The sequence below is a fragment of the Rhizobium sp. CBN3 genome (genome assembly GCF_030518245.1).
In the GTDB taxonomy this organism is placed as follows: Bacteria; Pseudomonadota; Alphaproteobacteria; order Rhizobiales; family Rhizobiaceae; genus Rhizobium; species Rhizobium aethiopicum_A.
Genome location: NZ_JAULSE010000005.1, coordinates 332,518 through 352,242 on the forward strand (window position 1 = coordinate 332,518; position 19,725 = coordinate 352,242).

The window sequence follows — 19,725 nt, forward strand, 5'->3', positions numbered from 1 at the left end:
AAGTGTCAGCGGTTTTCGGGAACATCATGCTCAAATTGCTTTAATTTGCGCGATCAACGCACGGTCTGGTCGGTATCGGCCGAGGCCGATTGCTGCTCGGGCATCTTCACCTTCAGGTTCTCACTCATGAACTGGGTGCCAGCCGCGACGACGAGATCGCCGCTATCGAGGCCTTCGGTCACATGCACGCCGTCGCCGGTGAAATCGGCGACCTTGATATCGCGGCCATGCACCGTCGCCGTGTCGCGGTCGACCGTCCAGACCATTTGCTTGCCGTCCTTCTCGGCCAGCGCGGTGAGCGGGATCGAGACATAGCTGTTATCGTTGTTGACATCGGCTTCGATCGTCGCGGTCATGCCGAGCAACACGCGGGGATCGTTCGGCAGGCTCACGCGAACCGCAAAGGTGCGCGACTGCTGGTCGGCGCTGCCGGAAACCTCGCGCACCTTGCCGTCGAGCACCAGCCTGTCGTCCGCCCAGAAACTGGCCTTGACGGTCTTGCCGGGCTTGAATTCGGCAATGTCGTTTTCCGGAACCGCGATCTGCACTTCCTTCTCGCCATCGACGGCAACGGTGACGACGGGGCTGCCGGAGCCGACGACCTGGCCGATATCGGCATTGATCGATGTCACGATGCCATTCTGCCCGGCCTTGAGCTCGGTATAGCTCACCTGGTTCTTCGCCTGGTCCAGCGCCGAGAGCGCTGCGTCGCGCTGCGAGATCGCTTGGTCATGGCTGAGCGCGGCCTGCTCGAGCTGCGACTTCGGGGCGACGCTCTTGTCGAACAGCTGCTCGGCGCGCTTGTTGGCGAGATCGGCGGTTTCGACGCCCCTGTCCGCCGCGGCGAGATTGGCCTCCGCCGTCTTGACCGCGAGCTGGTAGTCCGTGGCGTCGACACGGGCGAGAACGTCGCCGGGCGTCACCCGGTCACCAATATCCACGAGACGCTCGGTGATCTTGCCGGCCACCCGGAAGCCGAGGTTCATTTCCGTCCGCGCCTTGACCGACCCCGAATAATCGAGCTTGCGGGTATCGTCGGCCTTGGCGATCTCGACGACCTTTACCGGCCGGATAACTTCCTTGACCTCAGCTTTTTCCTCCGAGCAGGCGGAAAGGCCGATGCCGATGGCGCCGACAAGCGCGAGACTGGCAACGGACGGCATGCGATTGCTGAGGGTCTTGAGCGAAAACATCTTCCGCACTCCTGGAATGTTTCGGGGGATCGACGACGGCTGCCGTCGGTTATTTCTTGAGCGCCCTGATGACGTAGTCGATCAGTTCTTCGACGCTTGCGCGGTTGGTTTTCGCAAGACATTGCGCCACCATCTGCGGATGACAGAGATTGATCGTCGCCGCGCCGAAACAGCGTGAGGCGACGACCGGGTCCTGCTCGGCGAATTCGCCGGCTGCGATGCCTTCGGCGATGATTTCGGCGATGAGATCATGGACGCGATCGATATGTTTTTCGATGACATGCCAGTCGCGCTCGATCGCAACCACGATCATCTCGTGCACCTTCATCTCGTCGAGCATCGTATCCATCGTCCATTGATACTGGGTCTCGACATAGAGGCGCAGCCGCTCGCTGGCGCTGAGCGGCTGGTGGCGGATGTCATAAGCAAGCTGATAGCAGGTCGCGAGCATGCGCCCACAAAGCGCCTGATGGATTTCCACCTTGGAGGCGAAGAAACGATAGATATTGGCGGGAGACATGCCGAGATCGCGGGCGATGTCGGCCACTGTCGTCTTGCTGTAGCCGTAGTGACGGAACAGCCGCTCGGCCGCGTCGAGAATGCGCGTGACATTCTCCTGCCGCGTGACGTCGAGCGTATTTTCCGCAATGTCGTTCATGAGTTTTGGTGCCTCGAATTACGACTGACGATTTTCGAATTTCGTCAGTCGTAAAATATCAGGCGTCATTTGTCAATGCCGCCTGCATGGCACGGGCGGCTGAGCGTGATGAAATTTCGAAACGATGTGATGATGAGCGTCGGCAAAAATTGAAAAGTGCCGCGACGTGAGACGCGCGGCACTTCGTCGGCGACAGCAGAAAAATCAGGCGAGCTTGACGTCGAGCGTGATCGGAACGGCGGCGAGCGCCTTGGAAATCGGGCAGCCGGCCTTCGCCTTGTTGGCGAGTTCGGTGAAGGTTGCCTCATCGGCGCCGGGGATGCGGCCGGAAAGCGAGAGATGGATGGCGGTGACGGCGAAGCCACCCTCGACGCTTTCGAGCGTCACCTTGGCCGAGGTTTCCATATGCTCGGCAGTGAAACCGGCTTCGCCGAGAATCAGCGACAGCGCCATGGTGAAGCAGCCGGCATGGGCAGCACCGATCAGCTCTTCCGGGTTGGTGCCGGGAATGCCTTCGAAGCGGCTGGCAAAGCCGTAGGGATAGTCTGTCAGGGCGCCGCTCTGGGTCGAGATCAGGCCCTTGCCGTCCTTGAGGCCGCCGCTCCAATGAGCCGAAGCCGTGCGATTGATCTGCATGCCGTCCTCCTGTTTCGATGGTTTTGAGGAAGCGGCAGGGCGCCGCTCCATGCCTGAGGGAGATTGGATAGGCTCCCCGCGAGACAATATAACGCTCTATCCTGAGAAGACGACAGGCTCGTAAAAATCGGCGGAATAGAAAGCCTTTCAGGCGGGATGCTGCTGCACGCCGAGGCCGCCGTCGATCGTCAGGCAGGTGGCGTTCATGAACGGACATTCGTCGGAGATCATGAACACCGCCGCCATGGCGATCTCTTCCGGCGTCGCGATCCGCCCGCCGGGATGCAGCTTCATCGTCTCGGCCTTGGCTGCCTCCGGATCGGGGAAGCTGTTCCAGTAGTCGATGACCTTCTGTGTCGAGACATAACCCGGCGCCAGCGCGTTGACCCGGATATTGCGGGGCGCGTACTCCAGGCCGAGGGATTTCGTCATGCCGAGCAGCGCATGTTTCGCCAGCGGATAGGGAAAGGTGTGCGGAATGATCGTGAAAGCGTGCGTGGAGGCGATGTTGAGGATGACGCCGCCGCCGCGCTCGATAAACCCGGGCAGCACCGCCTTGCAGCAATTCCATGCTCCCTTGAGATTGATATCGAAGCAGCGGCTCCACTCCTCGTCGGTCGTGTGGAGCGGTTCGGCAAAGACGTTGACCCCGGCATTGTTGACGAGCCCATTCAATGGGCCGATCTCGTCGTTCGCCTGAGCAACCGCCTTCGTAATCGTTCCGGCATCGGTAATGTCGGCCGGCAGATAACCAAGCCGGCCGCCTGTGCTTGCGAGCTCTGCCGCTGCCTGCGCCAGCAGCGCTCCATCGCGATCGACGAGATAGACCGCAGCATTCTCCCTGAGGAAAGCCCTGGCGATCGCAAGGCCGATACCCTGCGCAGCGCCGGTGACCAGAATATTTTTGCCTTGCAGGCGATCGCTCATCTATCTCCCCTCCGGCTGAAGCGGCAGCGCCGACAGATCGATCGTCACCTTGCCGGCAAGGGCTTCACCCGGCGCAAGCGGCATGAGCCCGCCGAATTCGGGCAAGTGATGGCCGTTGGGAAGGTGGCTCATCGGCTCGAGACAGAAGAAGTCGTTCCGGTCGGTCGGCATATAGATCATGAAGCTGTCAAGCGCGCCCTCGGCTTTCAGCGCCGCCTGAATTCCTAGCTCCGGCCAGGCGATTGCCGCCCGCCTGTTCCAGCCCTCGAAGGCATTATTCATCCATTTCTGCGGCAACAGCTTGCCGGACCTGAAATCGAAATCGTCAGGCACAGGCCCAGGCATATCTGGAAGATGGTCGGGTCGCTCGTTCCAGTAGCGGTCGGCAGCAATCGTCAGCCTCGTCTTTGGGGTCCGGGCGAAGAAGGGATGTTGACCGAGCCCGAAGGGAAGAGCGGTTTCGCCGCGGTTTTCCACGGAAAGCGTCAGCACCAGGCTATCGCCGGCGAGACGGATCTCCTGCCGGGTCAGATAGGCATAGGGTGAACCCCTGTCGGCACTGCGGGAAAAGGAGAACTGCACATGCTCGACGCTGGCCTCTTCCAGCTGCCAGAAGCCGAGCCAGCCATCGCCGTGCCGATAGAGCGGATCGGAAGTATTCGGCTGGAAGGTATAGGCACGTCCGGCAAAGGACATGGTGTTGCCTTCCACACGATTGCCGAACGGCACCATCGCAAAATTCGCCATCGCCCCATCCGGCCCGCCGGCCGCGACGAGAAAGGGCGTCTCCCGATATGTTGCCGCGGTGACGGCAGCACCCCGGCGGCTGACCCCAACGGCGAGGTCGCCGTGGCTCAGTTCGATTTCGTCCCCTGCCCGCTCATGGCTCATCCGCGTCGCCCCGCAGCCGAAGATCTGAAATTGTCGAGCAGCACGGCGATCAGCAGGATCAGCCCGCGCACGACATACTGATAGAATGCCTGAATATTCAGCAGGTTCATAACGTTTTCGGCAATACCCATGATCAGCACGCCGACGATGACACCGCTCATTGCCGCCCGGCCGCCGGCGAGCGAAACGCCGCCGAGGACGCAGGCCGAAATCACCGAGAGCTCGAGCCCCGTCGCCGCATTCGGCTGGCCGGAAGTGATGCGCGAGGCAAGCAGGATGCCGGCAATGCCGCAGACGAGACCCTGCAGCGCAAAGATCCAGACGCGCATATTGACAACGTTGACGCCGGCAAGGCGCGACGCCTCGGGATTGCCGCCGATCGCCAGCGTGTTCTTACCAAAAACGGTGCGGTTGAGCACGAAGCCGAAGAAGAGGAAAAGGATCAGCATGATCCAGATCGGCGTCGGCACCGTGAGGAAGCGCGACAGCGCCAGCTGGTAGAAGCCGGGATCGTTGATGCCGACGGCGCGGCCGTCCGAAGCGATCAGCGCCAGCCCGCGGACGATCTGCATGGTCGCAAGCGTGGTGATCAGCGCGTTGATGCGGAACCGGGCGATGACGATGCCGTTGACGAAACCGACGACGGCGCCGCAGAGCAGGGCTGCCAGCAGCCCGACGGGAATGGAGCCTGTCGCGTTCGACACCATCACCGCGGCCATGCCGGAGAAAGCGACGATCGATCCGACTGAAAGATCGAAATCGCGGGAGGCCAGGCAGAACATCATTGTGCAGGCGACGATGCCGATCGTGACGACCGATTGCAGCAGCCCCAGCATGTTCCGCTCGGTCAGGAAATTCGGAACGAAGAGCGAGACGATCACGAAGGCGGCGGCGAAGATAACCACCAGCCCCTGTTCGCCCAGAAGGATTTTTTTCAACGAAGTCATCGTCCGTGTTCCCAGTCTTAAATGATGCCGGCGGCGTTCTTGTCAGGGAGTGCCGCCGTCAGGATGCTGCGCTCGTGGAAATCCGGGCGGGCGACATTGGCCGCCACTCTGCCCTGGCACATCACCATGATGCGATCGGCAATGCCCATCACCTCGGGCAGCTCGCTCGAGATCACCACGATCGCCATGCCGCCAGCCGCCAGCTCATAAAGAATTTCATAGATTTCCGACTTCGCCCCGACGTCGATGCCGCGCGTCGGTTCGTCGATCACGAGAACCTTGATGCCCTGCTCGGAGAGCCAGCGGCCAAGGATGACTTTCTGCTGATTGCCACCGGACAGATTGATGATGTCCTGCCTGCGCGACGGCGTGCGCACCCGCAGCCGGGCGATGAACTGATCGGCCATCGCCGCCTCCTTCTTCGGGTTCAATATGCCGAATGGCGAAAAATGCCGGCGCGACGAGATTGCGATATTCTCTTCGATCGATCGGCCCTGGACGATACCGTCGAACTTGCGGTCCTCCGGGCAGAGCACCATGCCGGCCCGGATCGCCGCCTTCGGATCGTTCGGCGAAACGGCAACGCCGTCGATCGTAACCTCGCCCTGATGCCTGTTGTCGGCGCCGTAAAGCAGCCGCGCCATCTCGCTGCGGCCAGCACCGATCAGGCCGAAGAAGCCGAGAATCTCACCCTGGCGGACGGAAAAACTGATGGGATTGCGCAGCCTTGGTCCCGACAGGCCCTTGACCTCAAGCCTGACGCCGCCGAGCGGGCGCTCACGCCACCCCCAGACATTGCTGATCTCGCGCCCGACCATTTCGGCAATGATCTGCTCGCGCGTCGTCTTCGCGATCTCGGCATGGTGGGCGGCAAGCCTGCCGTCGCGCAACACGGTAAGGCTGTCGCAAAGCCGAAAAATCTCGTCAAGGCGATGCGAAACGTAGAGAATGACCGTTCCCCTCGCCTTCAGCCTGTCGATGAGTGAAAACAGGATTTCGCTTTCGCGCGAGGAAAGCGAGGAGGTCGGCTCGTCGAGCGCAATGACCCGTGCGTCGAGCATGACCGCCTTGGCGATCTCGACCATCTGCCGCGCGCCGATCGAAAGCGAAGCGACTTTGGCCGATGGATCAACATCGATGCCGATCTCTTCGAGTTTCGACCGCACCGTCTCGATCAGTGTTTTGGCATTAATCACGCCGCCCTTGCCGGGAAAGCGGCCAAGCCAGAGATTCTCGGCCACCGTCAGCTCCGGAACGAGCTGCAGTTCCTGATGGATGACGATGACGCCGGCATGGAAGGCGTCACGCACCGAGGCATATTTCTGTTCTTCGTCATCGATGAGAATGCTGCCGGCATCGGCGGCCTGATCGCCTGACAATACGCGGATCAGCGTCGATTTGCCCGCGCCGTTCTCACCCATCAGGCCGTGGACAGCGCCCTTCTCGACCGTGAAGGAAACATCCGACAGCGCCTGCACGCCCGGATAGCCCTTGGAGATATGTTTGAATTCGAGAAAAGCCATCGTCACTCCACCGAAGGTCCCGGCGGCACATTCAAGCGGCCGCCGGAGATGCATCATCGCGGGCGATGATTACTCGATGCCGAGTTCCTTGCGGACCTTCTCGTAGTCGCCGCGCAGTGCCAGCGAACCGGAGGTCAGCGTCAGCTTTTCCGGCTCCTTGTTGTTGGCGATCCAGTCGTACATGTTCAGCGCCGTTTCATAGCCGTGACGCTTCGGCGAGATGATGACCGTGCCGAAGAAGCCGGTCGCAGCCGGCTTCTTGAACTCGTTGATCGCCGATTCCGCGCCGCCGATGCCGACGCCGATCACGTTGGCAGCCGGAATTCCGACCGATTCCGAAGCGCGGACGGCGCCGAGAACGGCTTCGTCGTTGAGTCCAAAAGCCACCCAGTATTTCACGTCGGCATGCTTGTTGAGGACGGTGGTCGCCGCATTGAGCGCTGCCTCGGTATCCGTTTTCGCCTGCGGCGCATCATAGATGTTCTCGGCCGGGAAGCCGGCCGACTTCAATACCGAGATTGCACCTTCGACGCGATCGACGGCGGTCGGCAGCTGATCGTAGGAGACCCGGATCACGCCGACATTCTTCATGTCCCAGCCGCGTTTCTTGATTTCGTCGACGATGGCCTGTCCGACGGTCTCGCCGATCTTGGTTGCTGAGATACCCATATGCGGCACCTCTTCCAGCGGTTTGCCGTCGGCACTGACGAGACGATCGTCGACCGTCATCAGCTTCAGCTGGTTGGCTTCGGCCTTGGCGACGATGCCGGGACCGAGTTTGACGTCGGGCGTGCAGATGATGAAACCCTGCGCGCCCTGAGCACCGAGATTGTCGATCGCCGACTGAACCTTCTCGCCGTCTTCAGCGCCGATCTTGACGACGGTGAAGCCTTTTTCCTTGGCGGCCTGGTCGGCGAATTTCCATTCGTCCTGGAACCAGGGCTCTTCCGGCTGTTTGACGATGAAACCGATCTTGACGTCTGCGGAAAATGCCGAGCCGGCTGTCAGAATGGCGAAAGTGCCAGCCAGAATAGCTGCTTTGAACAAGCGCATGTCTCTCTCCCTAACTCTGAAATCGAGCAACTGCCTCCCAGGCAGCGCCCAATGAATTAGGTTAAATCATCATACCAGTCAATTGCCAATGTATGATGATTGGAATAATAGGATAGGGACGACAGACGGATGGACCCGTCGCAAACTGGATCGAATTCGGATAATCAGGTTCGGCTGCAACCCAGGAGAGAGCGTGGAGAGGTGAAGTTGGAATCGACTGAGGAACAAGGCCGTATGGAAACCTCCGGCAGCGAACGCCGCCCGCGCGTACGCCGCAACGTGACAGCGGCAATCGCTCAGGACATCTGCGCGGACCGCTATCCCTCGGGCTCGCCGCTGCCGCGCGAGAACGACCTCTGCGAACTCTACGGCGTCAGCCGCACGGTGATCCGCGAATCATTAAAAGTGTTGGAATCCAAGGGACTCGTCCGCGGCAAGCCGCGGGTCGGGACGACCGTTTGCGATCGGGATGACTGGAACATCCTGGACGCCGAAGTGCTCGACTGGATGGGGCCTTACATCAAGGACTTCGACCTGCTGGGATGCATTCTCGAAGCCCGGCGCACCATAGAACCGGCGGCCGCCGAATATGCCGCCGAACGCGCCAGCGCCCAGGAAATCGCCGACCTCGACAAAGCCTGGCGTCAGATGCGCGACAGTGCAGGCGATCCGGAAAGCTTCACCGATGCCGACGTGATGTTTCATACGGTGCTGCTGACCGCCAGTCACAACCAAGTGTTCCGCCGTCTGTCGAGCGCCATTCACGCGGCGCTGAAATATGCGCTGCATGCCTCCAACATCGCCGTTGAAAACCGGGAGGATGCGGTGCTCGTTCACGGCGAACTGGTCGAGGCCTTGCGCATGCGCGACAAAACAGGCGCGAGGGAATGCGCCAATCGCATGCTCGACCTTGCGGTTCGCGACCTTGCCGCCGCGGAGAAGGCGATCGGCAGGACGAAATGATCAATCACGAGAGGCCATGGACGCGCTGTCCCATCGCAAATCCGAGAAGAGATTAAGAACCACGATGAAGATCACCAAACTCACCACCTATATCGTTCCGCCGCGCTGGCTGTTTGTGAAGGTCGAGACCGATGAAGGCATCGTCGGCTGGGGCGAACCGGTCGTCGAAGGCCGTGCGCTGACCGTCGAGGCCGCCGTCCACGAACTGGAAGACTACCTGATCGGCAGGGATCCCTTCCTGATCGAGGACCATTGGACGGTGATGTATCGCGGCGGTTTCTATCGCGGCGGCGCCGCCCATATGAGCGCGATCTCGGGCATCGACCAGGCGCTCTGGGACATCAAGGGCAAGGCGCTCGGCCAGCCGATCCATTCCCTGCTCGGCGGCCAGCTGCGCGACCGCATCAAGGTCTATTCCTGGATCGGCGGCGACCGTCCTTCTGACGTCGCCAACAATGCCAGAAACGTGGTTGCCCGCGGCTTCAAGGCGATCAAGCTCAACGGCTGCGAGGAAATGCAGATCGTCGACACCAACGAGAAGGTGGAAAGGGCGGTCGAGACCATCGCCGCCATCCGTGAGGCGATCGGTCCGCATATCGGCATTGGCGTCGATTTCCACGGCCGCGTGCACAAGCCGATGGCCAAGGTTCTCGCCAAGGAACTCGAGCCCTACAAGCTGATGTTCATCGAGGAACCGGTGCTTTCGGAAAACAAGGAAGCGTTGCGCGACATCGTCAATCATACCTCGACACCGATCGCGCTTGGTGAGCGGCTCTATTCACGATGGGACTTCAAGCAGGTCCTCTCCGACGGCTATGTCGACATCATCCAGCCGGATCTTTCCCATGCCGGCGGCATCACCGAATGCCGCAAGATCGCCGCCATGGCCGAAGCCTATGACGTCGCTCTGGCGCCGCATTGCCCGCTCGGCCCAATCGCGCTCGCCGCCTGCCTGCAGGTCGATGCCGTCAGCTACAATGCTTTCATCCAGGAACAGAGCCTCGGCATTCATTACAATACCGGCAATGACATCCTTGACTACGTCTCGAACAAGGAGGTGTTCCACTATGCCGATGGTTTCGTCTCGATCCCGCAGGGGCCGGGCCTCGGCATCGAGGTCGACGAGGCCTATGTCATCGAGCGCGCCAAGGAGGGCCATCGCTGGCGCAACCCGATCTGGCGGCACGCCGACGGCAGCTTTGCCGAGTGGTGAGAGAATGAAGGGTCGCGCCAGCGGCCCTTTTTCATTCGCATTGTAGGATATCAACCATCTCCTGCGTCATAATGGAAGCTCAAGAGGAGGTTTCCCATGGCCAGAGCAATCGCAATCATCATCGCCCGCTTCATCTTTAGTTTCATCTTCTTCATGGCCGCCGGCTTCAAATTCGCCGATATCGGCGCCACGGCGAGCTACATTGCCGCCGCCGGCTTCCCGATGGCGACCTTCCTCACCTGGGTCGCAGCCTTTTTTGAGATCGCCTTGGCCCTTGCCTTCATATCGGGCGCCTTCTTTACCGAGGCGAGCCTGTTGGCAGGCATCTACGTGATCTTCCTTGCCTTCGCCTTCCACGGACCGTCCCATTGGCAACAGAACCAAGCCGAATTCGGCTTCTTCGTCGATCACTTCACCTTCCTCGCTGGCCTGCTCTTCGCCGCCGTCCACGGGCCGGAGAAATGGGCATTGCGGCAAACGCTCCTTAGATAGCCAGCCGTCCGCTGCTTCCGGAACCAACAGTCGCGCCGAACATTGCCTATCGGCAGAAGGTCAAGGAGGCCGACCATGGAGCTTGAGGGAAGGATCGCATTGGTGACGGGTGCCGGTTCCGGTATCGGCAAAGCCGCCGCGTTAAGGCTCGCTGCCGAGGGAGCAAGGGTTGCAGCACTGAGCCGCACCGCCGACGAGGTCGAAAAGACCTGCGCCGAGATCAACGCCGGCGGCGGTCAGTCGATCGCCCTGACCGCCGATACCAGCGACGAAGCCCAAATGCGAACCGCGGTGAAGAAGCTGACGGACACCTTCGGCGGCCTCGACATTGTCATTGCCAATGCAGGGATCAACGGAGTTTGGGCGCCGATCGACGATCTGAAACCGGATGAATGGGACAAGACCATCGCCGTCAATCTGCGCGGCACCTATCTGACCCTGCATCTGACGGTTCCGCATCTGAAGCGCCGCGGCGGTTCGATCGTCGTCGTCTCGTCGATCAACGGCACCCGCACCTTCACGACGCCGGGCGCCACCGCCTACAGCGCAACCAAGGCGGGCCAGGTCGCCATGGTCCAGCAGCTTGCCCTGGAACTCGGCCGCCACGACATCCGCGTCAATGCCGTCTGCCCCGGCGAGATCGAGACCAATATCAATGCCAATACCGATAGCCGCCGTCGCGAGGAGACGGAGGTGCCGGTCATCTGGCCGCAGGGCGATATTCCGATTGCCGGCGGAAGGGCAGGCAAAAGCGAGGATGTTGCCGAAACCATCCTCTTCCTTGCCTCCAATCGCGCCCGGCACATCACCGGCACACCTATCTGGATCGACGGCGGCCAAGGCCTGTTGCGGTAAGCCTCGAATGTTTGGCGGAATATCAGCCGTTCAGCCGGGCGCTGTCGAACGTATAGAGTTCCTGGGCGCGCTGCACCCCGCGCAACGCATAACGTCCGACGCAGGCAAGCGCGGCGCGCTCTTCCGCCGGTATGGCCGCGGCGAAATCGGAGGAGATCAGCAGGTTGAGGTCGACCGAACGGCACATCGAAGCGATCCGGCTGACTTCGTTGACGGCGGGGCCGATGACGGTGAAGTCCAGCCGGTCCTGGCTGCCGATATTGCCGTAGAAGACATCGCCGATATGCAGGCCGATATAGACGTCGGTCGTCGCCCGGCCGTCGGCAGCGCGCGCCGCATTCAGCTTAGCGAGCTTTTCCCGCAGCAGCGATTCGGCCCCGAGCGCCGCACGGCAGGTTTCGGCCGGTACCTCGCCCTTGAAGATGGCGAGCACACCGTCGCCGATCAGCTTCAGCACATTGCCGCCGGCCTCATGGATCGCCGAGATGGCTACCTCGCTGTAATCGTTGAGCAGCGGAATGATTTCCTCCGGTGGCACGCGATCGGAAATCTTGGTGTAGTTCAACAGATCGGAAAACCACAGCGCGGCCGAGATCCGCTCCGATTTACCGCGGCTGATCTTGCCTTCCATCACCTGGCGCGCCGCATCCTCGCCGAGATAGACTTCCGCGATGGTGCGGGCGATGCGCCCGAGCGCAACGCACTTGATCGCCAATCCGAGGACCGGCACCAGCTTGCGCAGGATGGCGAGATCGTGATCGGAAAAGCCCTCGGGATGTTTGGTTGCGAAATGCGAGAAGAAGCAATCCATCTCACCGATCGTGCCGGCTTCGCTGAAACGATGCATCATTGCTACGAAATCGGTGTTGCCGGCTTCGGCGATCTTGTCGAGCATGGTGAAATCGATCGGATCGCCGAAGCCGATGCGTCGGCGGACCTCCCGCTCGTTGCCCGACCAAAGATGATAGAAGGCAGAGCGCTGCCAGGTCGCAGCCGCTTCGCCCGAGCCCGTCGGGCCATACTCGAATTCGGTTTCGATCTCCTCGACGCTGTCCCAGCGGAAGGCCCGGCCCTCATGCACGGGGTGCAGCGTGTCCATCAGCGCCATGCCGCGGTCGAGCGGCAGGCCGGCATCGCGACAGGCCGCGCAGAAGCCGGTCATGAGCTCCGCTTCCGAAGCGCCCTTCAGCCCCTGCTCCGTAACCCAGGCTGCAATCGTGCTGACGTCGCTGTAATCCATGCCGCTCACCTTTGTACGTTCCGAAGCTGTAGCCCGAACTCAGCGTGGAAGGAAGTCAATTGGTTCAACCGTCCGTAGGCATATTATAGGGCGTGACGATTTCGATGGAAGAAAGCGAAGCTGGAACGGCCCGCCCCGGTGCTTGTGCCCGGCTCATGATCGCCCTGAAGGCCGAGCGGGCGTCGGTTCTGAGATCGTGATGCAGCACGAAGCCGATACGGCCTGCGGCAAGCAGGGCGCGGTTATCGGCATCGAGGTCGTGGGCGACAAAGACTCGGACGGGACGGTCGGCGGCATCGAAGGCCGCCAGCACCGCGCGATTGCCACCGCCGATCGAATAGACGGCGTTGATGGCGGGATCGGCCGCGAGCGCTGCCGCCGCAAGTGTTCCCGTCGCCCTGTCGCTGCCGTGCCCTTCGCTGATTTCGGTGATGCCGATATCCGGGTAACGGGCGCGGATGATGCGGCGAAAACCGATTTCACGCTCCTCCTCACCGCGGAACCGCCCGCTCGACAGTGTCACCAGCACCTTGCCTCCGTCACGTCCGAGGAATTCGCCGATCAGATAGGCGGCGGTCTCTCCCGCCGCCCGGTTGTCGGCGCCCGCATAGGCGATGCGAAGCGAATTCGGCAGATCGGTCACCAGCGTCACCACCGGAATGCCGGCCGCATCCGCCCGCGCGACGGCGGCAGCGACCTCGGCAACGTCAGGCGCCTTGAGCACGATCCCGTGCGTGCCGCGTAACCGGATGCGATCAAGAAGCTGCACCAGCTCGGCCGGCTTCATCAACTCGGCAAAGTGGAAGCGGCAGCGGAAGACGCCGGGCAGGAAGGTCGCCATCTCGGCCTCGAAGGCGGCGCGCACCGCATCGCTGAAACGCTGAGGCGTCTCCATAACGATATCGATCGCCAGCATGCGCCCGCTGCCCATCGCCACTGCCTGCTGTTTTTCCAGCTCCGCGATCGCCGCCTTCACCCTCATTTCCGTCTGCTGACGCACACCCGGCCGGCCGTTCAGCACGCGGTCGACGGTCGCGGTGCTCAAGCCGGCCTGGAAAGCAATGTCCTTGACGAGGAAGAGATGGGCCACGGAATCCGCTTGATGGTTTTTTGATGGGTTTCTGATCTATATCACCCGGCATCGCGGCGTATAGTGCCTTCATCAAAAAAGAGGAGGAGCCATCATGAAAGCCGACAATTCGCAGAAGCTGCGCGCTGACCGCGTCTGGCTCAGCGAAGACGCCTGCGACCTCGGCGATTTTCGCCGCCTTGCGCAAAAGACGACCGCCCTTGCCGATTACCCGACAGCTTCCGCAGTCGAGAAGAACGTGCTGATCTATGACAGCCGCAAGGTAACGGCAGCGGCGGCAACCGGCGAAGGCAAACGCCTCGTGCTGGCTGAAATCTGCGAAGCTTTCGGTGAAGGCCCCGGCGTCGTCGTTTTCAAGCATGCTTACCAAGACACCGCCACCATCGACCGCGCCAGCGCGATTTTCGAGGCCATCATCGAGGAACAGCACCGCACCTCGACAGGCGGCGGCGATCACTTCGCCAAGCCCGGCGCCAACGACCGCATCTGGAATTCGCTGGAAAAACACTGCCTCGCCGATCCGAAAAATTTCGCCGAATATTACAGCAACGCCATTATCGCGCTCGCAAGCGAAGCCTGGCTCGGCCCGAGCTACCAGATGACGGCGCAGGTCAACCGCGTCAATCCGGGCGGTGCGGCGCAGTCGGCCCATCGCGACTATCATCTCGGCTTCCAGTCGTCTGCGGTCATCGAGCAATTTCCGGCGCATGTGCACCGTCTCTCGCCTGTGTTGACGCTGCAGGGTGCGGTCGCCCATTGCGACATGCCGCTCCAAAGCGGTCCGACACTCTTCCTGCCGCACAGCCAGACCTATGTGCCAGGTTATCTGGCGCTGAAGCGCCAGGAGTTCCGTGATTATTTCGAGGCCAACCACGTCCAGCTGCCACTCGAAAAGGGCGACGTCGTCTTCTTCAATCCCGCCCTCTTCCACGCCGCCGGCACCAACCGCTCGGCCGACATCAAGCGTGTCGCCAACCTCCTGCAGGTCTCCTCCGCCTTCGGACGAGCCATGGAGACCATCAACCGAGAGAGAATGAGCGCCAGACTCTTTCCCGCCCTTAAGGCGTTGCGAGACCGGCTCTCGCCCGACGAAATCGCCAACGCCATCGCCGCCTGCGCCGAAGGTTATTCCTTCCCCACCAATCTCGACCGCGACCCGCCGCTCGGCGGGCTGGCGCCGAAGACGCAGGCGCAGTTGATGCACGAGGCGCTGCGGGAAGGCTGGAGCGACGAGACTTTCAAGGCAGCGCTTGCCGAGCAGGCGCAGAAGAAATTGAGCTGAAGTAGAGATAGGGGCCCTCTCATCCGCCTGCCGGCTTCTCCCCGAGGGGAGAAGAGATTTGAGGCGGTCTCTCGGTTCCTCTTCTCCCCTCGGGGAGAAGGTGCCTGTAGGGCGGATGAGGGGGCCGCACGGCACCAATCTAAGAGCCTTCCGCACCCCCGCGGGAGGCCATTCGCACATCATCACCAAGGAGCAACCACATGAGCACAGATCACGGCCGCCTCGACGGTAAGATTGCCATCGTCACCGGTGGTACGCAGGGATTGGGCGCAACCATCGCCCGTCTCTTCGCCGAACGCGGCGCAGAAGGCATCGTCATCTGCGGCCGCAACGAAGCCAAGGGCAAGGCGAAGGCCGCGGAGATTTCGGCTGCGACCGGTGCCAGGGTCGTCTATGTCAAAGCTGATCTCGGCAAGGTCGAGGATGCCCGAAATGTGGTGCACGTCTGCGACCAGGCCTTCGGCCGTGTCGACGCCCTGGTCAATGCCGCCGCCATCACCGATCGCGGCACCATTCTCGACACCAGCCCCGAGCTGTTCGATGCCATGTTCGCCGTCAATGTGCGCGCGCCGTTTTTCCTGATGCAGGAGGCGGTAAAGATCATGCGCCGCGAAAAGATCGAAGGCACCATCGTCAATATCGGCTCGATGTCGGCCAAAGCCGGCCAGCCGTTCATCGCCGCCTATTGCGCCTCCAAGGGCGCGCTGGAAACCCTGACGAAGAACACCGCCTATGCGCTGCTGCGCAACCGCATTCGCGTCAACGGCCTCAACATCGGCTGGATGGCCTCCGAAGGCGAGGACCGCATCCAGCGCGAATATCACGATGCACCTGCCGACTGGCTGGAGAAGGCGGCGGCGAACCAGCCCTTCGGCCGGCTCGTCGATCCGCACGAGGTGGCGCGCGCCTGCGCCTACCTGTCATCGGCGGAATCCGGCCTGATGACCGGCTCGGTCATCTGTTTCGATCAATCGATCTGGGGGGCTTACGACGGCTCGCCGCATCCGGTCGCCGCTCTCTGAGAAAACCCAAGCTTACATTTCCCGTTGCCGGGCTCTGGCACCCGGGAGGATTTATCGTTACGAGAAGGACGACGCATTCAGGGAGGAACTGGCGTGGCTGACAATCCGCTTTATGAGATCCGCGATGAACGTTTCGCCGCTCTGGTTATCGGCAGCGCCGCCCTCGATGAGCTTTATTCCGGCTGCCGCTGGACGGAGGGCCCGGTCTGGTTTTCCGACCTGAACTGCCTTCTCTGGAGCGATATCCCGAACGAACGCATGATGCGCTGGACACCGGATGGGACGGTCTCCGTCTTCCGCTCGCCCTCAAACTATATCAACGGCAATACCCGCGACAGACAGGGCCGGCTCATCTCCTGCGAACATGGCGGCCGCCGGGTCACTCGCACCGAATTCGATGGCAGCATCACCGTCCTCGCCGACAGCTACCAGGGCAGGAGATTAAATTCGCCAAATGACGTTGTCGTCCATTCGGACGGCGGGATCTGGTTCACCGATCCGACCTACGGCATTCTCTCGGACTACGAGGGCCACAAGGCCGAGCCCGAACAGCCGACCCGTAACGTCTACCGGATCGACCCGATAAGCGGCGCAATCGACGCCGTCGTCGAAGATTTCATCCAGCCGAACGGCCTTGCCTTCTCGCCCGATGAAACGAAACTCTACATCGCCGATTCCGGCTCGGGCAAACACGAAGTGCCATGCCACATCCGGGTTTTTGATGTCGTCGACGGCAGAACGCTTGCCAACAGCCGCTATTTCTGCAGCCTCGATGCCGGCCATCCCGACGGTTTTCGCTTCGATATCGGCGGCAATCTCTGGACGAGCGCGGGTGATGGTGTGCATTGCTTCTCACCCGACGGCACGTTGCTCGGCAAGATCAAAGTGCCGCAGACAGTGTCCAACCTCACCTTCGGCGGCCCCAAGAAGAACCGGCTGTTCATCACCGCGACCCGCTCGGTCTATTCGATCTATACCAAGACGAACGGCGCACAATATCCGTAACTTATGGAAGCACGGCGCGCCGTGCGCTCGACAGACACGCCTGACGATATCGCCATCGTCTGACAGGACGGTGTTGCCCCGGCGCGTCATCTGCAAGGAGCAACAGCAGTTCCGGATGACGACCTGCACGAAAAAAGCTAAAGCGCATCACATGAATCAGATTTGATACGACGCACTGGAGCGCTCGCACCTCATTGCATCAAGGAGGAATACCCGATGATCCGATATTCACGCAGCAAGGGGCGCCGCACGGCTCCTGATGCCACGCCCGGGAGAGCCTGAGATGCGTTCCGTCGTTTCCTTCAATGAGGGCTGGAGTTTCCACGAGGGCTTCGGCCAGCGCCTGCTCGAAAGCTTCGATGCCGCCAAGTCGGTCAGCCTGCCCCACACCGCCGTCGAACTGCCCTTCAACTATTTCGATGAGAAGAGCTATCAGCGTGCCTTCACCTATCAGAAGGTGCTGCGTTGGCTACCGGAATTCGAGGGTCGCGAGGTCTCCCTCGCCTTCGACGCAGCCATGGCCGATAGCGTCGTCTACCTGAACGGCGAAGAGATCATCGCCCATAAGGACGGCTATACACCCTTCGAGGCCCGCCTCACCGGCAGGCTGCTCAAGGGCGAGAACCTCCTGACCGTCAAGATCGACGGCAGCGAAAACCCCGAGATCCCACCCTTCGGCGGCCGCATCGATTATCTGACTTATGCCGGCATCTACCGCGACGTCTGGCTGAAGGTCACCGATCCGGTTTCGATCCGTAATCTCAAGATCGAAACGGCTGACGTTCTTGCCCAGCAGAAGTCGGCAAGCATCCGCGTTGATCTCGCCAACCCGGAGGGCCGCAGCTTCTCGGCGACTGTCACGGCCACGCTGAAACAGGCCGACGGCACGGTGATCGCCACCGCAGCGACCGAAACGATCGGCGACCGCACGACGCTTTCCTTCGGCGGCCTCACCGGCATCGTGCTCTGGGACATCACCGACCCGACGCTCTATGAGGTGACGGTCGAAGTCAGGACCGAGCACGGCTCCGACCGTCTTTCCACCCGTTTCGGCTTCCGCACCGCCGAATTCACACCTGAAGGTTTCCTGCTGAACGGCAAGCCGCTGAAGCTGCGCGGCCTCAACCGCCACCAGGCCTTCCCCTATGTCGGTTATGCCGCCGGCCGGTCGGCCCAGGAGCGCGACGCCGACATCATGAAGAGCGTGCTGAAGTGCAATATCGTCCGCACCTCGCATTATCCGCAGTCGAAATGGTTCCTCGACCGTTGCGATGCGATCGGCCTGCTGGTCTTCGAGGAAATCCCCGGCTGGCAGCATATCGGCGATGCCGAGTGGCAGAAGGAATCGATCGAAAACGTCCGCCGCATGATCGAGCGCGACTGGAACCATCCGTCGATCATCATCTGGGGCGTGCGCATCAACGAATCACAGGACAGTCACGATTTCTACGTCGAGACCAATCGGCTGGCCCGTGAACTCGACAGCACCCGCCAGACCGGCGGCGTGCGTTACATCACCGAAAGCGAGCTGCTCGAAGACGTCTACACGATGAACGACTTCATCCTCGGCAACGAGGAACTGCCGGGCGCCAACCGCCCGCGCACCGTCCTGCGCGGCCAGCAGGAAAATACCGGCCTGTCCCGCAAGGTGCCGTACCTCATCACCGAGTTCAACGGCCACATGCACCCGACGAAAATCTATGACCAGGAACAGCGCCAGGCCGAGCATGTGCGCCGTCACCTGGAAGTGCTGAACGCCGCCTACGGCGATCCGGACATTTCCGGCGCCATCGGCTGGTGCATGTTCGATTACAACACCCACAAGGATTTCGGCTCCGGCGACCGCATCTGCTATCACGGCGTCATGGACATGTTCCGCGAACCGAAATTCGCAGCCTATGCCTATATCAGCCAGTGCGATCCTTCCGAGGAGATCGTCATGAAGCCGACGACCTTCTGGGCGCGCGGCGAGCGCAATATCGGCGGCGTGCTGCCGCTGATCATCCTGACCAATTGCGACGAGGTGGAACTGCAATATGGCGCGCTCAGCAAACGCGTCGGCCCGGATCGCGAGAATTACCCGCATCTGCCGCATCCGCCTGTTGTGCTCGATCACCGGCACTTCACCGCCGATGAGCTCGGCACCTGGGGTCTGGAATGGATCGACGGCACCCTCACCGGCTATATCGCCGGCGAAGCGGTAGCCAGCCTGAAGCTGGCAGCCGATCCCTTGCCGACGACATTGGAAATGGTCGCCGACAGCTCGACGCTGAAGACTCGCGAACGCGACAGCACCCGCGTCATCATCCGCGCCCTCGACCAGTGCGGCCAGCGCCTGCCTTTCATGAACGACAGCATTTCGCTGAAGGTGCATGGACCCGCAAGGATCGTCGGCCCGACCAATGTGCCGCTGCAGGGCGGCACATCAGGCTTCTGGCTGGAAGCGACGGGGCTGGTGGGAGAAATTACCGTCGAAGCGGTCTCCTCACGCTTCGCGCCGGTGACCCTCAACGTAACGGCCGTCGCCTAACGCATAGCCCGAAAATCGAAATCGATTTTCTGAGAGCATAGAGCGCCGCGCGTCTTATCGGACGCGTGGCGCCACTTACGAAATCCTGGCCTGTGTTTCCGGATCGAAGAACACGGCCTTGTCGAGATTGAAGGCGAGGCGAGTGTTCTGGCCTGGGGCGATGCCGGCATCGGCGCGCAGGCGGGCGACGACGGATTTGCCGCCG

General features: G+C 61.5%; 18 protein-coding genes and 1 pseudogene. 8 read left to right on the forward strand and 11 right to left on the reverse strand.

From position 1 onward, the window contains the following. Positions 1–53: 53 nt before the first annotated feature. The 8 genes from QWJ46_RS11055 to QWJ46_RS11090 form a co-directional block, all read right to left on the reverse strand. Positions 54–1,193 (reverse strand): efflux RND transporter periplasmic adaptor subunit, encoded by a 1,140-nt coding sequence (locus tag QWJ46_RS11055; RefSeq protein ID WP_302751161.1) that lies wholly within the window; start codon positions 1,191–1,193, stop codon positions 54–56. A gap of 49 nt (positions 1,194–1,242) precedes the next feature. Beyond that, a complete protein-coding gene (locus QWJ46_RS11060; RefSeq protein ID WP_302751162.1) occupies positions 1,243–1,851 on the reverse strand; it encodes a TetR family transcriptional regulator in 609 nt (202 codons plus the stop codon). A gap of 204 nt (positions 1,852–2,055) precedes the next feature. Further along, complete coding sequence (locus tag QWJ46_RS11065; RefSeq protein ID WP_011426902.1) at positions 2,056–2,487, reverse strand: OsmC family protein; 432 nt, start codon at positions 2,485–2,487, stop codon at positions 2,056–2,058. A gap of 147 nt (positions 2,488–2,634) precedes the next feature. Then, positions 2,635–3,414, reverse strand: a complete 780-nt coding sequence (locus QWJ46_RS11070) for an SDR family oxidoreductase (protein ID WP_184454890.1) — start codon at positions 3,412–3,414, stop codon at positions 2,635–2,637. Further along, positions 3,415–4,305, reverse strand: coding sequence for an aldose 1-epimerase (locus QWJ46_RS11075; RefSeq protein WP_302751163.1), 891 nt, complete (start codon positions 4,303–4,305; stop codon positions 3,415–3,417). It lies immediately after the preceding gene. Then, positions 4,302–5,252 (reverse strand): L-arabinose ABC transporter permease AraH, encoded by a 951-nt coding sequence (araH, locus tag QWJ46_RS11080; protein ID WP_302751164.1) that lies wholly within the window; start codon positions 5,250–5,252, stop codon positions 4,302–4,304. Before araH ends, QWJ46_RS11075 begins: the two co-directional genes overlap by 4 nt. Positions 5,253–5,269: 17 nt before the next feature. Further along, entirely contained in the window at positions 5,270–6,775 is a 1,506-nt protein-coding gene (araG, locus tag QWJ46_RS11085) for an L-arabinose ABC transporter ATP-binding protein AraG (RefSeq protein WP_184454887.1), read from the reverse strand. 69 nt (positions 6,776–6,844) lie between these two features. Further along, on the reverse strand, positions 6,845–7,828 hold the full coding sequence (locus tag QWJ46_RS11090) for an arabinose ABC transporter substrate-binding protein (protein ID WP_302751165.1): 984 nt from the start codon (positions 7,826–7,828) through the stop codon (positions 6,845–6,847). Between the two features lie 234 nt (positions 7,829–8,062). On the opposite strand from QWJ46_RS11090, the gene QWJ46_RS11095 reads away from it, so the two are divergent. The 4 genes from QWJ46_RS11095 (at position 8,063) to QWJ46_RS11110 (ending at position 11,351) form a co-directional block, all read left to right on the forward strand. Beyond that, complete coding sequence (locus QWJ46_RS11095) at positions 8,063–8,791, forward strand: FadR/GntR family transcriptional regulator (RefSeq protein WP_302751181.1); 729 nt, start codon at positions 8,063–8,065, stop codon at positions 8,789–8,791. Positions 8,792–8,855: 64 nt separating this feature from the next. Continuing rightward, a complete protein-coding gene (gene dgoD, locus QWJ46_RS11100) occupies positions 8,856–10,004 on the forward strand; it encodes a galactonate dehydratase (protein ID WP_184454884.1) in 1,149 nt (382 codons plus the stop codon). A gap of 96 nt (positions 10,005–10,100) precedes the next feature. After that, entirely contained in the window at positions 10,101–10,496 is a 396-nt protein-coding gene (locus tag QWJ46_RS11105) for a DoxX family protein (protein WP_302751166.1), read from the forward strand. A gap of 75 nt (positions 10,497–10,571) precedes the next feature. After that, positions 10,572–11,351 (forward strand): SDR family NAD(P)-dependent oxidoreductase, encoded by a 780-nt coding sequence (locus QWJ46_RS11110; RefSeq protein WP_302751167.1) that lies wholly within the window; start codon positions 10,572–10,574, stop codon positions 11,349–11,351. Positions 11,352–11,373: 22 nt separating this feature from the next. Here QWJ46_RS11110 and QWJ46_RS11115 read toward each other — a convergent pair whose 3' ends face one another. Continuing rightward, the gene (locus QWJ46_RS11115; RefSeq protein ID WP_184454881.1) at positions 11,374–12,591 is read right to left on the reverse strand and encodes an adenylate/guanylate cyclase domain-containing protein; all 1,218 of its coding nucleotides are present in this window, start codon (positions 12,589–12,591) and stop codon (positions 11,374–11,376) included. A 64-nt stretch (positions 12,592–12,655) separates the two neighbouring features. Continuing rightward, positions 12,656–13,681 carry a LacI family DNA-binding transcriptional regulator gene (locus QWJ46_RS11120; protein ID WP_302751168.1) on the reverse strand — a complete coding sequence of 342 codons (1,026 nt, stop codon included), beginning with the start codon at positions 13,679–13,681 and terminating at the stop codon, positions 12,656–12,658. Between the two features lie 94 nt (positions 13,682–13,775). Between QWJ46_RS11120 and QWJ46_RS11125 the strand changes: the two genes are divergently transcribed. The 4 genes from QWJ46_RS11125 to QWJ46_RS11140 all read left to right on the forward strand — a co-directional run bounded on the left by QWJ46_RS11125 (position 13,776) and on the right by QWJ46_RS11140 (position 19,520). Next, positions 13,776–14,963: a phytanoyl-CoA dioxygenase family protein gene (locus QWJ46_RS11125; RefSeq protein ID WP_302751169.1), complete on the forward strand. Its 1,188-nt coding sequence runs from the start codon at positions 13,776–13,778 to the stop codon at positions 14,961–14,963. Positions 14,964–15,163: 200 nt separating this feature from the next. Beyond that, a complete protein-coding gene (locus tag QWJ46_RS11130; protein ID WP_184454878.1) occupies positions 15,164–15,985 on the forward strand; it encodes an SDR family oxidoreductase in 822 nt (273 codons plus the stop codon). Between the two features lie 93 nt (positions 15,986–16,078). Continuing rightward, complete coding sequence (locus QWJ46_RS11135; RefSeq protein ID WP_302751170.1) at positions 16,079–16,990, forward strand: SMP-30/gluconolactonase/LRE family protein; 912 nt, start codon at positions 16,079–16,081, stop codon at positions 16,988–16,990. Between the two features lie 283 nt (positions 16,991–17,273). Beyond that, positions 17,274–19,520, forward strand: coding sequence for a glycoside hydrolase family 2 TIM barrel-domain containing protein (locus QWJ46_RS11140; protein ID WP_302751171.1), 2,247 nt, complete (start codon positions 17,274–17,276; stop codon positions 19,518–19,520). Between the two features lie 75 nt (positions 19,521–19,595). Here QWJ46_RS11140 and QWJ46_RS11145 read toward each other — a convergent pair. Then, positions 19,596–19,725 (reverse strand): annotated as a pseudogene (locus QWJ46_RS11145) (sugar ABC transporter ATP-binding protein); the annotation flags it as partial.

What these genes read in the sequence shown, in the direction of transcription:
- QWJ46_RS11140 (WP_302751171.1), top strand. Translation starts at nt 17,274, where the DNA reads ATGCGTTCCGTCGTTTCCTTCAATGAGGGCTGGAGTTTCCACGAGGGC.
- QWJ46_RS11065 (WP_011426902.1), bottom strand. Translation starts at nt 2,487, where the DNA reads ATGCAGATCAATCGCACGGCTTCGGCTCATTGGAGCGGCGGCCTCAAG.
- QWJ46_RS11115 (WP_184454881.1), bottom strand. Translation starts at nt 12,591, where the DNA reads ATGGATTACAGCGACGTCAGCACGATTGCAGCCTGGGTTACGGAGCAG.
- araH (WP_302751164.1), bottom strand. Translation starts at nt 5,252, where the DNA reads ATGACTTCGTTGAAAAAAATCCTTCTGGGCGAACAGGGGCTGGTGGTT.
- QWJ46_RS11105 (WP_302751166.1), top strand. Translation starts at nt 10,101, where the DNA reads ATGGCCAGAGCAATCGCAATCATCATCGCCCGCTTCATCTTTAGTTTC.
- QWJ46_RS11090 (WP_302751165.1), bottom strand. Translation starts at nt 7,828, where the DNA reads ATGCGCTTGTTCAAAGCAGCTATTCTGGCTGGCACTTTCGCCATTCTG.
- QWJ46_RS11055 (WP_302751161.1), bottom strand. Translation starts at nt 1,193, where the DNA reads ATGTTTTCGCTCAAGACCCTCAGCAATCGCATGCCGTCCGTTGCCAGT.
- QWJ46_RS11075 (WP_302751163.1), bottom strand. Translation starts at nt 4,305, where the DNA reads ATGAGCCATGAGCGGGCAGGGGACGAAATCGAACTGAGCCACGGCGAC.
- QWJ46_RS11110 (WP_302751167.1), top strand. Translation starts at nt 10,572, where the DNA reads ATGGAGCTTGAGGGAAGGATCGCATTGGTGACGGGTGCCGGTTCCGGT.
- QWJ46_RS11070 (WP_184454890.1), bottom strand. Translation starts at nt 3,414, where the DNA reads ATGAGCGATCGCCTGCAAGGCAAAAATATTCTGGTCACCGGCGCTGCG.
- QWJ46_RS11095 (WP_302751181.1), top strand. Translation starts at nt 8,063, where the DNA reads ATGGAAACCTCCGGCAGCGAACGCCGCCCGCGCGTACGCCGCAACGTG.
- QWJ46_RS11060 (WP_302751162.1), bottom strand. Translation starts at nt 1,851, where the DNA reads ATGAACGACATTGCGGAAAATACGCTCGACGTCACGCGGCAGGAGAAT.
- dgoD (WP_184454884.1), top strand. Translation starts at nt 8,856, where the DNA reads ATGAAGATCACCAAACTCACCACCTATATCGTTCCGCCGCGCTGGCTG.
- QWJ46_RS11130 (WP_184454878.1), top strand. Translation starts at nt 15,164, where the DNA reads ATGAGCACAGATCACGGCCGCCTCGACGGTAAGATTGCCATCGTCACC.
- QWJ46_RS11125 (WP_302751169.1), top strand. Translation starts at nt 13,776, where the DNA reads ATGAAAGCCGACAATTCGCAGAAGCTGCGCGCTGACCGCGTCTGGCTC.
- araG (WP_184454887.1), bottom strand. Translation starts at nt 6,775, where the DNA reads ATGGCTTTTCTCGAATTCAAACATATCTCCAAGGGCTATCCGGGCGTG.